Source organism: Bhargavaea beijingensis, assembly GCF_900101985.1.
Classification (GTDB): domain Bacteria; phylum Bacillota; class Bacilli; order Bacillales_A; family Planococcaceae; genus Bhargavaea; species Bhargavaea beijingensis.
Map to the genome: position 1 here is coordinate 61,820 of NZ_FNAR01000008.1, position 15,805 is coordinate 77,624.

14 protein-coding genes are annotated in these 15,805 nt (G+C 54.4%); all 14 read left to right on the forward strand.

Annotation, left to right across the window (positions count from 1 at the left end; all coding sequences use genetic code 11):
• Window positions 1-46 precede the first annotated feature (46 nt).
• The 14 genes from gpr to BLT01_RS07920 all read left to right on the forward strand — a co-directional run bounded on the left by gpr (window position 47) and on the right by BLT01_RS07920 (window position 15,804).
• Window positions 47-1,102, forward strand: coding sequence for a GPR endopeptidase (gene gpr / locus BLT01_RS07855; RefSeq protein WP_092096729.1), 1,056 nt, complete (start codon window positions 47-49; stop codon window positions 1,100-1,102).
• Window positions 1,103-1,124: 22 nt separating this feature from the next.
• A complete protein-coding gene (spoIIP, locus tag BLT01_RS07860; protein WP_092096731.1) occupies window positions 1,125-1,943 on the forward strand; it encodes a stage II sporulation protein P in 819 nt (272 codons plus the stop codon).
• Window positions 1,944-2,039: 96 nt separating this feature from the next.
• The gene (gene lepA, locus BLT01_RS07865; protein WP_092096734.1) at window positions 2,040-3,869 is read left to right on the forward strand and encodes a translation elongation factor 4; all 1,830 of its coding nucleotides are present in this window, start codon (window positions 2,040-2,042) and stop codon (window positions 3,867-3,869) included.
• A gap of 55 nt (window positions 3,870-3,924) precedes the next feature.
• A complete protein-coding gene (hemW, locus tag BLT01_RS07870; protein ID WP_092096737.1) occupies window positions 3,925-5,064 on the forward strand; it encodes a radical SAM family heme chaperone HemW in 1,140 nt (379 codons plus the stop codon).
• A gap of 93 nt (window positions 5,065-5,157) precedes the next feature.
• Window positions 5,158-6,186: a heat-inducible transcriptional repressor HrcA gene (gene hrcA, locus BLT01_RS07875; protein WP_092096740.1), complete on the forward strand. Its 1,029-nt coding sequence runs from the start codon at window positions 5,158-5,160 to the stop codon at window positions 6,184-6,186.
• Window positions 6,187-6,246: 60 nt separating this feature from the next.
• The gene (gene grpE, locus BLT01_RS07880; protein ID WP_092096742.1) at window positions 6,247-6,852 is read left to right on the forward strand and encodes a nucleotide exchange factor GrpE; all 606 of its coding nucleotides are present in this window, start codon (window positions 6,247-6,249) and stop codon (window positions 6,850-6,852) included.
• Window positions 6,853-6,901: 49 nt separating this feature from the next.
• Window positions 6,902-8,737: a molecular chaperone DnaK gene (gene dnaK / locus BLT01_RS07885; RefSeq protein ID WP_092096745.1), complete on the forward strand. Its 1,836-nt coding sequence runs from the start codon at window positions 6,902-6,904 to the stop codon at window positions 8,735-8,737.
• 302 nt (window positions 8,738-9,039) lie between these two features.
• Entirely contained in the window at window positions 9,040-10,164 is a 1,125-nt protein-coding gene (dnaJ, locus tag BLT01_RS07890; RefSeq protein ID WP_092096748.1) for a molecular chaperone DnaJ, read from the forward strand.
• A 16-nt stretch (window positions 10,165-10,180) separates the two neighbouring features.
• Window positions 10,181-11,155, forward strand: coding sequence for a 50S ribosomal protein L11 methyltransferase (gene prmA / locus BLT01_RS07895; RefSeq protein ID WP_092096751.1), 975 nt, complete (start codon window positions 10,181-10,183; stop codon window positions 11,153-11,155).
• Window positions 11,133-11,882: a 16S rRNA (uracil(1498)-N(3))-methyltransferase gene (locus tag BLT01_RS07900; RefSeq protein WP_092096753.1), complete on the forward strand. Its 750-nt coding sequence runs from the start codon at window positions 11,133-11,135 to the stop codon at window positions 11,880-11,882. The genes prmA and BLT01_RS07900 overlap by 23 nt, the downstream gene beginning before the upstream one ends.
• Before the next feature lie 4 nt (window positions 11,883-11,886).
• Window positions 11,887-13,230 carry a tRNA (N(6)-L-threonylcarbamoyladenosine(37)-C(2))-methylthiotransferase MtaB gene (gene mtaB, locus BLT01_RS07905; RefSeq protein ID WP_092096756.1) on the forward strand — a complete coding sequence of 448 codons (1,344 nt, stop codon included), beginning with the start codon at window positions 11,887-11,889 and terminating at the stop codon, window positions 13,228-13,230.
• Between the two features lie 112 nt (window positions 13,231-13,342).
• Window positions 13,343-14,014: a deoxyribose-phosphate aldolase gene (gene deoC / locus BLT01_RS07910; RefSeq protein ID WP_092096759.1), complete on the forward strand. Its 672-nt coding sequence runs from the start codon at window positions 13,343-13,345 to the stop codon at window positions 14,012-14,014.
• A 128-nt stretch (window positions 14,015-14,142) separates the two neighbouring features.
• Window positions 14,143-14,316, forward strand: coding sequence for a 30S ribosomal protein S21 (gene rpsU, locus BLT01_RS07915; RefSeq protein WP_092096762.1), 174 nt, complete (start codon window positions 14,143-14,145; stop codon window positions 14,314-14,316).
• A 171-nt stretch (window positions 14,317-14,487) separates the two neighbouring features.
• Complete coding sequence (locus BLT01_RS07920; RefSeq protein ID WP_092096765.1) at window positions 14,488-15,804, forward strand: NfeD family protein; 1,317 nt, start codon at window positions 14,488-14,490, stop codon at window positions 15,802-15,804.
• The last annotated feature ends 1 nt before the right edge of the window (window position 15,805 follow it).

The window sequence follows — 15,805 nt, forward strand, 5'->3', positions numbered from 1 at the left end:
GAATATTCCCTTGACACCCGGGCATACTGATCTGGAGGTGAGCGACATGATGCAATTCGGCAGAACGGACCTGCTTGATGAAACGGAAGAGATGGTCAGGCACCGGAGCGAAAAGGACAAAGAAACGTTAAAAGAATCCAGCGGCATCGATTTTCGTGAAAAGCGAAAAGGACGCTTTATCGTGACGGAAATCCGGGTGGACGAAAAAGGCGCCGAGAACATCGGCAGAAAACCCGGGACATACATCACCCTTACCGCGCCGGGCCTGACTGCAGATGATTCGCAGGGCTTCGTGGAACTGGAACAGCTCCTTGCCGACAAACTTAGAGAAATGCATGCACCGCTCGGACTGCCGGAAACCCCGAAAGTCCTTGTCGTCGGACTCGGCAACCGCTCGGTCACGCCGGACGCTGTCGGCCCGTATGCCATCGACCGCCTTCAGGAAGCCGTCCCGGCATTTTACTCGGAGGACCCCGGACTCATCGCCTATGCAGCAGGTGTGACCGGCCAGACAGGTTTCGAGACCAGTGATTTTGTGCATGCGCTGGCGGACAAAGTCAGTCCGGACCTGATCATTGTCATCGACGCCCTGGCTGCAAGGGACAGTACGAGGCTGTGCCGGACCATCCAGCTGACGGATACGGGCATCCATCCGGGGTCGGGCGTCGGCAACGAACGGAAAGAAATCTCCAAGGAAGTGCTCGGAATCCCGGTGACCGCTATCGGCATTCCGACAGTTGTCGACGGGCCGGTCATGGTATCGGATGCCATTGAATCCGTGTTCAACTATATCGCAGCAAAGATTGAAGAGAAAAATTCACCTTCGTCGGCGCTGGCCGTCACGCCCTGGCTTCATGACAAAACAAAAGGAACCGACAAAAAGGTGTTAAAACCGATTTTCGGCGAATGGTCACAGTGGTCAAAGGAAGACAAGCAGCGGTTGTTCGAGGAGGTTCTTTCGTCCGACGAGCAAAGCATGTTCGTCACACCAAAGGAGACCGATACGTGGATTCTGCAGTATGCAACGCTCGTATCATCAGGCGTGGTGAAGTGGCTGTCACCCGCAACGCCCGGTTCTGAATCCCCTGCTTCCGCCATATAGTGCGGGAGGGGGGATTCTTTTTATGAAGAAAAAGTGGCAGTTCTATACATGGCTGATCCTATTCTTGTTCTTGATGCCGTTCATCACGGTCAAGATCCCCGGCCTGAACCCGGAAGTGCGGGAGGCCGTCCCTGAATCGGGCAGGCTCGTCTATGCCGCCAACCTGTTCGACTTCGAGGTGGAAGAGGACGGGGAGCCTGCTGAACCGGGCGGGACCGGACGGGCTCTGATGTACTTTACCCATTCCCACGAAGCGTTTGCGCCGATTCTGCAGGCAAAGGGAGGCAAGGCCGCCGTCTCGCACAGCAAGGAGAATATCATGAACCTCGGTGAGGCGTTTAATTCCCACTTTGGCATGAATGGGATTGAGCTTGACGTCCTGAACTATGACAATGCGGGCCAGATGAGCCAAAAAGGCGTCCCGCACAGCCGTGCCTATAAGGCGATCCGGCCCCAAGTGGCAAAGCAGATGGAGGCAGAAAAGTATGACCTTGTCCTGGATGTCCACCGGGATTCTCTCGGCAGAAACAAAACCACCCTGGATTATAAAGGCGGGCCGTATGCCAAAGTATATTTTGTCATAGGCGAGGATCATCGGGGCCACAAGGCCAATCGGCAGCTGGCAGAGAAGATCTCAGCGAGGATGAACGAACTGGTGCCCGGGATTTCCAAGGGGATCTTCAGAAAAAGCGGCCATGGCGTCGACGGCATTTATAACCAGGATCTCGGCCCGCATGTGTTGCTGATCGAGATGGGCGGGACGGAAAATACGGAAGAAGAGCTTAACCGAACTGCGGCGATTGTCGCAAAAGCTTCGGCAGAAGTGCTTGCAGGAAGATAACGGTCCGCAAAAACAATGATTTTCCCATAGGGCCCTAATTGAATCATGTTTTGTCCACTGTTATAATTCAAACTAGTTTACAGAGGAGTGGACAACATGAATCGCGAAGAACGACTTGCACGTCGGGACCACATCCGGAATTTCTCGATCATCGCCCATATCGATCACGGAAAATCCACGCTGGCCGACCGGATATTGGAGAAAACGGAAACCCTGACATCACGGGAAATGAAAGAACAGCTCCTTGACTCGATGGATCTCGAGCGTGAGCGGGGCATTACGATCAAACTGAATGCCATCCAGCTGAAATACAAGGCAAAAGACGGTGAAGAATATATCCTTCACCTGATCGATACACCCGGACACGTCGATTTCACTTACGAAGTTTCACGGAGCCTTGCTGCGTGTGAGGGAGCCATCCTCGTCGTGGACGCGGCGCAGGGGATCGAAGCACAGACACTTGCGAACGTATACCTGGCACTCGACAATGACCTGGAGATTCTTCCTGTCATCAACAAAATCGACCTTCCGGCTGCCGACCCTGACCGGGTCAAACAGGAAATCGAGGATGTCATCGGACTGGACGCTTCCGAAGCTGTCCACGCTTCGGCCAAGGCCGGAATCGGAATCGAGGATATTCTCGAGCAGGTCGTGGAAAAAGTGCCTGCGCCGACCGGCGATCCGGATGCACCCCTGAAGGCCCTCATTTTCGACTCGCTTTATGACCAGTATCGCGGTGTCGTGACTTACATCAGGATCGTTGAAGGGACAGTCAGGCCCGGAGACAAGATCCGCATGATGGCGACCGGGAAGGAATTTGAAGTGGTCGAGGCTGGTGTGTTCACACCGGCTGCCACAAAACGCAATGAACTGACTGTCGGCGATGTCGGCTACCTCACTGCGTCTATTAAGAATGTAGCGGATACACGAGTGGGCGACACCATTACCAGCGCCGCCAATCCGACGGATACGCCGCTATCCGGATACCGGAAACTCAACCCGATGGTATTTTGCGGTCTCTACCCGATTGATACAGCCAAGTACAACGACTTGCGCGAAGCACTTGAAAAGCTGGAACTGAATGACTCCGCTCTGACTTATGAGGCTGAAACGTCCCAGGCGCTCGGCTTCGGTTTCCGCTGCGGATTCCTCGGACTGCTTCATATGGAGATTATCCAGGAGCGGATTGAGCGCGAGTTCAAAATCGATCTCATCACCACTGCGCCAAGCGTGATTTATGATGTCATCCTGACCGATGGGACCGTTCTGAAGGTGGACAACCCATCCCTGATGCCGGACCCACAGAAAATCGAAGAAGTTCAGGAGCCGTATGTCAAGGCATCGATCATGGTGCCGAACGACTATGTCGGGGCTGTCATGGAACTTTGCCAGCGGAAGCGCGGCCACTTTATCACGATGGATTATCTGGATTCCACAAGAGTCAACATCATCTATGAGATCCCGCTGTCCGAAATTGTCTATGACTTCTTTGATCAGCTCAAGTCCCATACGAAAGGGTATGCTTCGTTTGACTACGAACTGATCGGATACCGCACGAGCAAACTCGTGAAAATGGATATTCTTCTGAACGCAGAGAAAGTGGATGCGCTCAGCTTTATCGTCCACCGCGATTTTTCATACGAGCGGGGCAAAGCGATTGTCGAAAAGCTGAAGGAACTCATCCCGAGACAACAGTTTGAAGTGCCTGTCCAGGCGGCTATCGGAAACAAAATCGTCGCCCGCTCCACAATCAAGTCCATGGGCAAGAACGTACTTGCCAAATGTTACGGCGGCGACATCTCCCGGAAACGAAAGCTTTTGGAAAAGCAGAAAGCCGGGAAAAAGCGGATGAAGCAGGTCGGCTCCGTCGAAGTGCCGCAGGAAGCATTCATGGCCGTCCTCAGCATGGACGAGGACAAATCCTAACACCGGAAAAGGAGGCGGCCGCCTCCTTTTTTCGCATGAAAGAAGGAAACACACAATGACAGACGGTCTTTATATCCATATTCCCTTCTGCCACCAGATCTGCTTTTACTGTGACTTCAATAAAGTGTTTTTTAAAAACCAGCCGGTTGATGAATACATCGACTGCCTGGGAGAAGAACTAAGGATGATGCGCGGGGAAGGGCTGTTCGATGGCGGCGGGCCGCTTACGATCTTTATCGGCGGCGGAACACCGACCGCCCTTGAAGACAGGCAACTGGAAAAGTTATTCGCCCATATCCGCACTGCCGTGCCGACCGACCGCCTGATTGAGTTCTCCACCGAGGCCAATCCGGACGAGCTCACCCCGGACAAGCTGGCCATTCTTTGGGGAAATGGAGTCCGGCGGCTGAGCATCGGGGTCCAGTCCTTTGACGCCGGGCTCCTGGAACGGCTTGGCCGCACTCACAGCCCGGATGACGCGGAACGGGTCGTGCGCCAAGCCCGTGATACAGGATTTGAAAATATCAGCATCGATCTGATGTACGGACTTCCCGAACAGACGATGCACCAATGGGAAACCACGCTCGACCGGGCACTATCATTCAGGCTTCCGCACTATTCCGCCTATTCTCTGATTGTCGAGCCGAAAACCATCTTCTATAACCTGATGAACAAAAATCAGTTGCCGCTCCCGGGAGAAGATCTGGAAGCGGGCATGTTCAACCGTCTGATGGAACGGATGGAGGAATCGGGGCTATGGCAATACGAGATCAGCAATTTTGCCACAGAAGGCTTTGAATCGGTCCATAACAAGCTCTATTGGCAAAATCGTTCTTACGCGGGTGCAGGTGCTGGAGCGCATGGTTATACAAGAGGCATCCGCTACTCCAATCATGGACCGCTGAAAAAATACATGAGTGCGGTCAGCGAGGGACGCCGGCCGATTTTCGAGGAACACCGCGTGACTGCCGGTGAAGAGATGGAAGAGGAAATGTTTCTCGGGCTGCGAATGACGGAAGGAGTCCGTTTCGACAGATTCAGGAAGCGGTTCGGCCTGGAGCTGAAAGAAGTCTATGGCACCCGGATCAGGGAGCTTTCAGAGAAGGGTTTGCTGGCATCGGACGGGGAATCGGTACGTCTTACCCAAAAAGGCATTTTCCTCGGCAATGAAGTATTTCAGGAGTTCCTGGTATAGCGGACAGTTTGATTGACGGGCGGAACGGCTTTTGATAAATTGGGTATAGATATTAGCACTCATTCTAAAGGAGTGCTAACAGAGGTGATGATCATGCTGACAGAGCGTCAATTGCATATATTGCAAGCGATCGTCGACGGGTTTATCCGGTCGGCCCAGCCTGTCGGATCGCGCCAACTATCCAAACATGAAGCGGTTCCGTTTAGCGCGGCAACCATCCGGAACGACATGGCGGACCTGGAAGAAATGGGTCTTCTTGAAAAGACACATACTTCTTCGGGGAGGGTGCCTTCCGAAAAAGGCTACCGTTTTTATGTGGACCATCTGCTGAGGACCAAAAGCCTGGAAAGAAATGATCTTGAAAGGATTCGGTCAATATTCGGGGATCGGCTTCTGGAGACCGAACTGATCATCCGGAAAACAGCGGATATTCTGTCCGAGTTGACCAGCTATACATCGATCCTGTTAGGACCGGATGTCGGCCAGCATAAGGTGAAGAGGTTCCAGATTATCCCGCTGAGCGACGATTATGCGGTTGCCATCATTGTCACCGACGGTGGCCATGTCGAACACCGGAACTTCCATATTCCGGAGGATATCCATCCGTCCGACATCGAACGGATGGTGAACATCCTCAATGAGCATCTGGTCGGCGTTTCGCTCCACGAAATCGACAGGCGGATGCAGACCGAAATCTCAGGCATCCTCAGCCGCCATGTCGGCCGTTACGGTGACTTGTTCAGGTCATTCCGTGAGTCGCTCAGTGCCGGCAATGAGGAAGATCGCCTGTTTTTCGGCGGTCGCATGAATATGCTGACTCAGCCGGAATTCAACGACCCGGAAAAAGCGCGCCAGGTCATGCACTACATGGAGGACGCGCCGCTCGCGGCGCTTCTCTTCGGTCTTGGCGATGACGGGATCCATATCCGGATCGGATCGGAAAACGGCCACTTTGCCATGGAAGATTGCAGTGTGATCACTGCTTCTTATACAGCGGGAGAGGGAAGAAAGGGTGCGATCGCCATCGTCGGTCCGACCCGGATGGACTATGCGAGGGTCGTGTCCGTGCTTGACTACATGAGCCGCGGCCTCTCCCGTGAACTGGGCCGGCATCTCAAGTGATGCCTGCCCGGTCAAAATCACAACGGATAGTTAGTATGAAAGTTTGGAGGAGAATGACTCGTGTCCAAGGATGAAAACAAAGAGTTGAATGAGGAAACCGTCAAGACGGCGGCGGTCGAAGGGGACAACCAGACCGAAGAAGCGAGCACTTCGGCGTCCGCTGCTGATGAAGCAGCAGAAAACACGGACAGCGGGGAAGCCGAGACCGATTCCTGCGGCACCCGCATTGCCGAATTGGAAGAGGAACTGGAGCGTAAAGAAGACAAGTATCTTCGCCTGCTATCGGATTTCGAGAATTTCAAACGCCGGTCGGCTGCGGATATGCAGGCTGCCGAGAAGTACCGTTCGCAGCGGCTGATGCTCGAACTGCTTCCTGTCCTGGACAACTTCGGACGCGCGTTTGATGCGGAAGTAACCTCCGAAGATGCGCTTGCCCTCAAAAAAGGCATGGAGATGATCTACCAGTCATTCCGTTCCGCCATGGAAAAGGAAGGGCTCGAAGAAATCGGGGCGGAGGGCAAGGAGTTCGACCCGAACTACCACCATGCCGTCATGCAGGGCCAGGACGACTCCAAGCCGTCCAATACCGTTTTGGAGGAGCTCCAGAAGGGGTATATGCTGAAGGATCGGATTCTGCGTCCTTCAATGGTGAAAGTCAACGAATAAACAACTTGCATAATGCTTCATGATGCATTGATTTTAGGAGGAATGGACAATGAGCAAAATTATCGGGATCGACCTTGGAACAACCAACTCTGTAGTAGCGGTACTGGAAGGCGGCGAGCCGAAAGTCGTGCCGAACCCGGAAGGCAACCGGACGACTCCTTCCGTCGTATCGTTCAAGAACGGCGAACGCCAGGTCGGTGAAGTGGCGAAACGCCAGTCGATCACCAATCCGAATACAATCATGTCGGTCAAGCGCCTGATGGGCACGAATGAAAAAGTTTCCGCCGAAGACCGTGACTACTCTCCGCAAGAAGTTTCTGCGATGATTCTCCAGTATCTGAAAGGATATGCGGAAGATTATCTCGGGGAAAAGGTAAGCAAAGCGGTCATCACGGTGCCGGCTTACTTCAATGATGCCGCGCGCCAGGCAACGAAAGATGCCGGCCGAATCGCCGGACTTGAAGTTGAGCGGATCATCAACGAGCCGACGGCTGCTGCACTCGCATACGGACTTGATAAAACGGACAGCGAGCAGACCATCCTCGTTTATGACCTTGGCGGCGGTACATTCGATGTTTCGATTCTCGAACTCGGTGACGGTGTATTCGAAGTTCGTGCGACTGCAGGGGACAACCAGCTGGGCGGCGACGACTTCGACCAGGCGGTCATGGATTGGCTCGTGGAAGAGTTCAGGAAAGAAAACGGCATCGATCTGTCAAAGGACAAAATGGCGATGCAGCGCCTGAAAGATGCTGCTGAAAAAGCGAAGAAAGATCTGTCGGGCGTCACGTCGGCACAGATTTCCCTGCCGTTCATCACAGCCGGGGAAGCAGGCCCGCTGCACCTCGAGACCACGCTTACCCGCGCGAAATTCGACGAGCTCACAGCAACCCTTGTTGAGCGGACGATGGTACCTACACGCCAGGCACTCAAAGACGCAGGCCTTTCTGCAAGCGAGCTTGACCAGGTCATTCTCGTTGGCGGTTCCACCCGGATTCCGGCCGTGCAGGAAGCGATCAAGAAAGCGACCGGCAAAGAGCCTCACCGCGGCGTCAATCCGGACGAAGTGGTTGCGATGGGTGCGGCCATCCAGGGCGGCGTCCTCTCCGGCGATGTCCAGGATGTCGTTCTTCTTGATGTAACACCTCTTTCGCTCGGAATCGAAACAATGGGCGGCGTGATGACAAAACTGATCGACCGCAACACGACGATCCCGACGTCCAAGTCACAGGTGTTCTCTACCGCCGCTGACAACCAGCCGGCCGTTGACATCCATGTTCTCCAAGGGGAGCGCCCGATGGCTGCCGACAACAAGACGCTCGGACGCTTCCAGCTGACCGATATTCCTCCGGCACCGCGCGGCATCCCTCAGATCGAAGTCACTTTCGACATCGACAAAAACGGGATTGTCAACGTCAAGGCGAAGGATCTGGGCACGAACAAGGAACAGCGCATCACGATCCAGTCCGACAATACCTTGTCTGACGAGGAGATCGAGCGCATGATCAAGGACGCCGAAGCGAACGCCGAAGCCGACAAGAAGCGCCAGGAAGAAGCTGAACTCCGAAATGAAGCGGACCAGGCTGTATTCATGACTGAGAAGACCATTTCCGATCTCGGCGACAACGTCTCCGAAGAAGAAAAGAAGCAGGCTGAAGAAGCGAAGGAAGAGCTGAAAGCCGCACTTGAAAAAGACGACATTGAAGACATCCGCACCAAGAAGGACAAGCTCATGGAGATTGTCCAGCAAATGTCGGTGAAGATGTATGAACAGGCTGCCCAGCAGGCCCAGGCCGAGCAGGCACAGCAAGACGGCGGATCTTCCGATGACGGCGTCGTCGACGCAGACTTCGAAGAAGTCGACGATGACAAGAATAATAAATAATCCGCCCTCGGAAAAGCCAAAGTCGGTGTTTCGGCTTTGGCTTTTCTACTGTTTAAAAGCGGGCAGCCGATTCTTGCGTGGCATGAATGCAAGCTCCCGCCGTGTTTTTGAAAGACCTTTTACCGCATGGTACAATGATTCTCATGCAAGCGAGTCAGGAGTCGGGCTTCTCCTGAACTTGCGACTGCGGAGAGCGCCGACAACCTATGCAGGGGTTCTGCGAATCAGGAATAATCCAGCGTAGACATCTATTTCTACGTTTGTCTATGTTTAAAGGCTATGTTTAAAGGAGCAGTGAGACTATGAGCAAGCGTGATTACTATGACGTACTTGGTGTCACGAAATCTGCAAGCAAAGATGAAATCAAGAAAGCGTACAGGAAACTGTCGAAGCAATATCACCCGGACCTGAACAAAGAGGAAGGGTCTGACGAGAAATTCAAAGAAATCGCTGAAGCTTATGAAATTCTGAGTGACGATGCCAAGCGGGCCCGCTATGACCAGTTCGGCCATGCCGATGCGGCAGGCGGATTTGGCGGGGGAGGATTCGGCGGCGGTGCTGCAGGATTCGACTTTGACGATATTCTGAACACCTTCTTTGGAGGAGGCGGCAGGCGGCGCGATCCGAATGCGCCTCGCCAGGGGGCGGACCTTTCGTATACGATGACCATTGATTTTATGGATGCCGTTTTCGGCAAAGAAACAGAAATTGATGTCAACAAAGAAGAAACCTGCGATACATGCGGCGGTGATGGAGCCAAGCCGGGAACGAGCGTAAACACCTGCGCGGAGTGCGGAGGATCGGGACAGGTAAGCGTTGCTCAGACCACGCCGTTCGGTCAGATGGTCAACCGCCGCCCTTGTCCGACCTGCCAGGGAACAGGCAAGATCATTCCGGAGAAATGTTCCGAATGCCACGGGGCGGGACGCGTCACCAAACGCAAACGTATCAAAATCACCATTCCTGCAGGCGTTGAGGACGGACAGCAGCTCCGTGTTGCCGGACAAGGCGAACCCGGTGCAAACGGCGGTCCTCCGGGAGACCTGTATGTGGAATTCCGTGTACGGCCGCATGAGCGCTTTATCCGTGAAGAGGACGATATCATCCTGGAGCTGCGTGTCAACTTTGCACAGGCGGCCCTTGGAGACGAAGTGGAGGTCCCGACTGTTCACGGAAAGGTCAAGCTGAAGATACCGGCGGGAACACAGACGGGTACAACATTCCGCCTGAAGGGCAAAGGGGTGCCGAACGTACATGGTTACGGCACGGGCGACCAGCACGTCGTCATCAAGCTCGTCACACCGACGAAGATGACAGAAAAGCAGAAGCAGCTGATGCGGGACTTTGCCGCTGTCAGCGGAGACGTTCCGGACGAATACCAGAGTTCGCTGTTTGATCGTCTGAAGCGGACATTCAAGGGCGACTGAAAGGGCTGATTGTTACATGAAATGGGCGGAAATCGCGGTGCACACTTCGAACGAGGCAGTTGATGCCGTATCGAATCTCCTTTATGAGGCAGGTGCGAGCGGAGTCGTGATCGAAGACTCCCGTGAACCTGATCTCGAGCATGACACACGGTTCGGAGAACTGTATGAACTGGATAGGGCAGACTATCCGTCTGAAGGGGCCATCGTAAAGGCGTACCTGCCGGTGAACAGCTTCCTCCCCGAAACGGTGAACGAGCTGAAAAACGAAATTTCCAATCTGGTGTCTTTCGGTCTCGATATCGGACCCAACTCCGTTACCCAGTCAGAAGTGGATGAAGAGGACTGGTCGACCGCCTGGAAGGACTACTACCACCCGGTCAAAATCTCAAAACGGTTCACGATCGTGCCGACTTGGGAAGACTATGAGCGGCTGAGCACCGATGAGCTGATCATCGAACTGGACCCGGGCATGGCATTCGGCACAGGCACACACCCCACGACGGTCATGTGCCTGCAGGCGCTTGAAAAGACGGTTAATAATGGGGATGAAGTCGTTGATATCGGCACCGGTTCTGGCGTCCTGTCGATCGGAGCTGCGCTGCTCGGAGCCGGCCGGGTCACAGCGCTTGACTTGGACGAAGTGGCCGTAGAGTCAGCCCGCCAGAATGCTGAGCTTAACGGGCTGGCCGGACAGATCAATGTCCGTCAGGGAAATCTGCTGGATGTTTATGACGGTATACCTGATGTGGCGGTTGCGAATATCCTTGCGGAAGTGATTGTCACTTTCACGGATGAAGCGTACCGTGTGCTGAAACCGGGAGGCCTGTTCATCACCTCCGGTATCATCGCCCAGAAAAAGGACGAAGTGAAGGATGCGCTGGCAGCTTCCGGCTTCCGTATTGAGGAAGTGATGGTGATGGAAGACTGGACCGCCATCATCGCACGCAAACCGGAAGCGGGTGGGACGGATGCAGAGATACTTTCTAAATGATCCGTTCGATGGGGACAGCCTGGCGATCATCTCCGGTGAAGACGCCAGGCACATTATGAAAGTGATGCGGATGTCCGAAGGCGCAAAAATCATCGCGGTTTCAGGCGGAGAGGCTTTCGAGTCAGAAATCACTGCACTGGCTGATGGTGAGGTCGAGATCCGCAGGCTCGGTGATGCACTGCCTTCCAATGAGATGCCGGTACATGTGACGGTCGCGGCGGGTCTTCCGAAAGGGGATAAGCTGGACCTCGTCGTCCAGAAAGGCACCGAGCTGGGGATGTCCGGACTGGTTCCTTTTGAAGCGGAGCGGTCAATCGTGAAGTGGGACAACAAAAAAAGCGGCAAGAAAATCGAGCGGCTAAGGAAAATTGCAAAGGAAGCAGCGGAGCAGTCGCACCGGAACATCATTCCCGGAATTTCGGAAGTGACAGGCCTGGATGGCCTGGTCCGGCTTGCGGAGTCGTTTGATCTGCTGCTTATCGCCGATGAGGAAGCCGCCAAAGACCGGAGCGGAGGCTCGATTGCCGCCCATCTTGAAAACGTGTATCATGGACAGAAGGTGCTGGCCGTCTTCGGTCCGGAAGGCGGCATCAGCCGCAAGGAAGCGGATCGGTTCCGTGAAGCAGGATTCAGTCCCATTGCACTCGGGCCGCGAATCCTCAGGGCCGAGACGGCACCGCTATATGCGCTGTCCGCCATTTCAAGCGAAATAGAAGGAAAGAGGTGAGCCCATGTCGACAGTTGCCTTTCATACATTGGGCTGTAAAGTGAACCATTATGAGACGGAGGCCATCTGGCAGCTCTTCAAAGACGCAGGCTATGAGCGTGCGGAGTTTGATGGCCGTGCGGATGTCTACGTCATCAATACATGCACCGTCACGAATACCAGTGACAAAAAAAGCCGGCAGGTGATCCGGCGTGCCATCCGGACGAACCCGGATGCCGTCGTCTGTGTAACGGGCTGCTATGCCCAGACATCTTCGGCCGAAATCATGGAGATTCCCGGCGTCGACATCGTGGTCGGCACCCAGGACCGGACGAAGCTGCTCGGCTACATCGAACAGTACCGCAGCGAACGCCAGCCGATCAACGCGGTCGGAAACATCATGAAAAACCGGGTTTATGAAGAGCTGGATGTCCCTTCGTTCACCGACAGGACACGGGCATCCCTGAAAATCCAGGAAGGATGCAATAATTTCTGCACGTTCTGCATCATCCCGTGGGCCCGCGGCCTGATGCGTTCCCGTGACCCGGAAGAAGTCATTGCACAGGCCCGCCAGCTTGTCGAGGCCGGCTACAAGGAGATTGTGCTGACCGGCATCCACACAGGCGGTTACGGCGAGGACCTGAAGGACTACAACCTCGCGCAGCTGCTGCGTGACATCGAGGCGAAGGTCCCGGGGCTCAAGCGGCTCAGGATTTCTTCGATCGAAGCAAGCCAACTGACGGATGAAGTGATCGGCGTGCTGAAGGAGTCCAATATCGTCGTGCGCCATCTCCATATTCCAATCCAGTCCGGTTCGGACACCGTTCTGAAACGGATGCGCAGGAAGTATACGATGGCCTTTTTCGCGGACCGGCTGGAGCGGCTTCGTGAAGCGTTGCCGGACTTCGCACTCACATCGGACGTCATTGTCGGTTTCCCGGGCGAGACAGAAGAAGAGTTTATGGAGACCTACACATTCATCCGTGATCACCGCTTTGCAGAGCTGCACGTATTCCCGTATTCCATGAGGATCGGCACGCCTGCAGCCCGGATGGATAACCAGATCGATGAAGAAGTGAAGAACGAACGCGTTCACCGTCTTCTTGAACTGAACGATCAGTTGGCGAAGGAATATGCCTCCGCCTATGAGGGCCAAGTGCTTGAAATGATTCCTGAAGAGCCTTTCAAGGAAGATCCGGGCAGCGGGCTTTACGAAGGTTATACAGACAATTACATGAAAGTCGTCATACCTGCCGACGAATCGATGGTCGGCAAAATCGTCCGCGTCAAAATTACAAAGGCCGGCTATCCTTACAACGAAGGCGCCTTTGTCCGCGTGATCGAGGACAGGCCGGAACCGGTCGCCTGATTCGGCGCATCGCCCGGAGCCGCACCACGGCTTCCGGGCATCTTGCGTCGGAGCAGAAAGATCCGGGACATTTCAGTTAACAGACCCGAGGGTCATTTTAGGAGGATTTGACATGAGCATCTACGTTGCATCAATGATCGACCATACGCTTCTGAAACCGGAAGTGACCAAAGAGCAAATTGAAGAACTGTGCAAAGAGGCAAAAGAGTACAAGTTCGCTTCGGTTTGCGTCAATCCGTACTGGGTGGAAACAGCTGCATCCGAACTGTCGGGCACTGAAGTGAAAGTCTGCACAGTCATCGGCTTCCCGCTCGGCGCCAGCACCAAAGAAACAAAAGCGTTCGAAACAAAGGATGCCATCGGAAAAGGCGCGCAGGAAATCGACATGGTGCTCAACATCGGTGCCCTAAAAAGCGGTGATGAAGAAGCGGTTGAAGCGGACATCCGCGCGGTTGTCGAAGCGGCCGCCGGAAAGGCCATCGTCAAAGTAATCATCGAGGCCTGCCTCCTCACCGATGATGAAAAAATCATCGCATGCCGCCTGTCCAAACAGGCAGGCGCAGATTTCGTAAAAACATCGACCGGGTTCTCGACGGGAGGCGCGACGATTGAAGATGTCGCACTGATGCGCCTGACAGTCGGCGATGAAATGGGCGTGAAGGCTTCCGGCGGCGTCCGCAGCCTGGAGGACCTGCAGGCGATGGTCGAGGCTGGCGCAACAAGGATCGGTGCCAGCTCCGGTGTCAAGATCATGCAGGGTCTTACGTCGTCCGAAGATTACTGATCATCAATAAAATGATGCGTTCCGAAATAGAAGATATATATTGACGGGCACGAGTATGTAGGCTATAATTTTTGAGTACATGACATCGGTTCATGTATGGAAGTGCGTACGGAGGGAGGGGAAAAGACATGACAAAAACTGTCGTTCGTAAAAACGAATCGCTTGAAGATGCTCTTCGCCGCTTCAAACGTACTGTTTCCAAATCGGGCACGATCCAAGAGGTCCGTAAGCGTGAGTACTATGAGAAGCCAAGCATCAAACGGAAGAAAAAGTCCGAAGCTGCCCGCAAGCGCAAATACTGATCCCCCTCACCATCCCTGCGTCCATAACAGGAATGGCACGAATCAGATAATGTATGTAAAACCGGAAAGTCCCTCGGGATTTTCCGGTTTATTTCATTTAAATGAAACTTATTGCTTTGTTCATCCGTAGAATCACCTATAATGGACAGAGAGATGAATGGGGGTGAAGAATTGAAAGGAATCCGCTTGATCCGCGGCCTCCTTCTGTTTGCTGCCCTGTTCCTCTTGGCGATACCTCATGCCGGAGCGGATGGCGGAAAAGTTTACCACGTGCCATTGGAAAACGAAGTCGAGCGGGGACTGTATGAGTTTTTGAACCGTTCGTTCAGTGAAGCAGAAAAGGCGGGTGCGGAAACGATCATCCTGGAGATCAACACACCGGGAGGATTTGTGGATGCCGCCGGCCGGATCGCCAAACTGATGGACGAAACGAAGCTCGATACAATTGCGTATATCAATCGTGATGCCCTGTCTGCGGGAGCATTCCTCGCGCTGCACGCAGACGAAATCTATATGCACCCGAACGGCCGGATCGGCGCGGCGCAGGTGATCGACCAGTCGGGAAATGCCGCTGACGACAAAGCCAACAGTGCCTGGCTCGCTTCGATGAAGGCGGCGGCAGAATCGTCCGACCGGAATCCTGAGTATGCATTGGCCATGGCTGATGCGGACATCGACTTGCCGCAGTACCGGGCGAAAAAAGGAAAACTTCTGACGCTTTCCGCCGATGAGGCACTGAAAGTCGGGTACAGCGAAGGAACCGTGGCGTCATTTGGCGAACTGCTTGAAACCGCAGGGCTCGAAGGTACCGAAGTCATCAAGATAAACGAGACTTTCAGTGAAAAACTGGCTCGCTTCATCACAAATCCGGTCGTCGTGCCGATCCTTCTGTCCATCGCGGGACTCGGACTGGTGGTGGAATTGTATTCCCCCGGCTTCGGGATTCCGGGTTCTATGGGCGCCGGGGCATTGTTGCTGTTTTTCTACGGACATCTCGTAGCGGGGCTTGCCGGCTATGAATCTTTGCTGCTGTTCCTCGCGGGAGTCGGATTGCTCATTGCCGAACTGTTCGTACCGGGGGGCATCCTTGGCATCCTCGGCGGTGTGGCGATGGTGGCGGGAATCATCCTGGCGGGGGCCGACCCGGCCTGGATGGCCGTTTCTGTCATCACGGCGCTGGTCATCACGATATTGGGGATGGTGATCATGATGAAATTCTTTGGCAAACGTCTCCATCTGCTTAACCGTATCGTCCTGAGGGACGCCACCGACAGCGAAAGCGGCTATGTTTCCAGTCCAAGCCGTCTTGAACTGATCGGGCGGACGGCAAGGACGGTGACACCGCTGCGGCCTTCCGGCACGGCGGAACTGGACGGTGAGTATCTCGATGTCGTCTCGGAAGGCAGGTTCATCGGGAAAGACCAGAACGTCAAGATTACGAAAGTGGAAGGCTCCAGGATTGTTGTCCGGGAAGCCTCCGACAAATAGG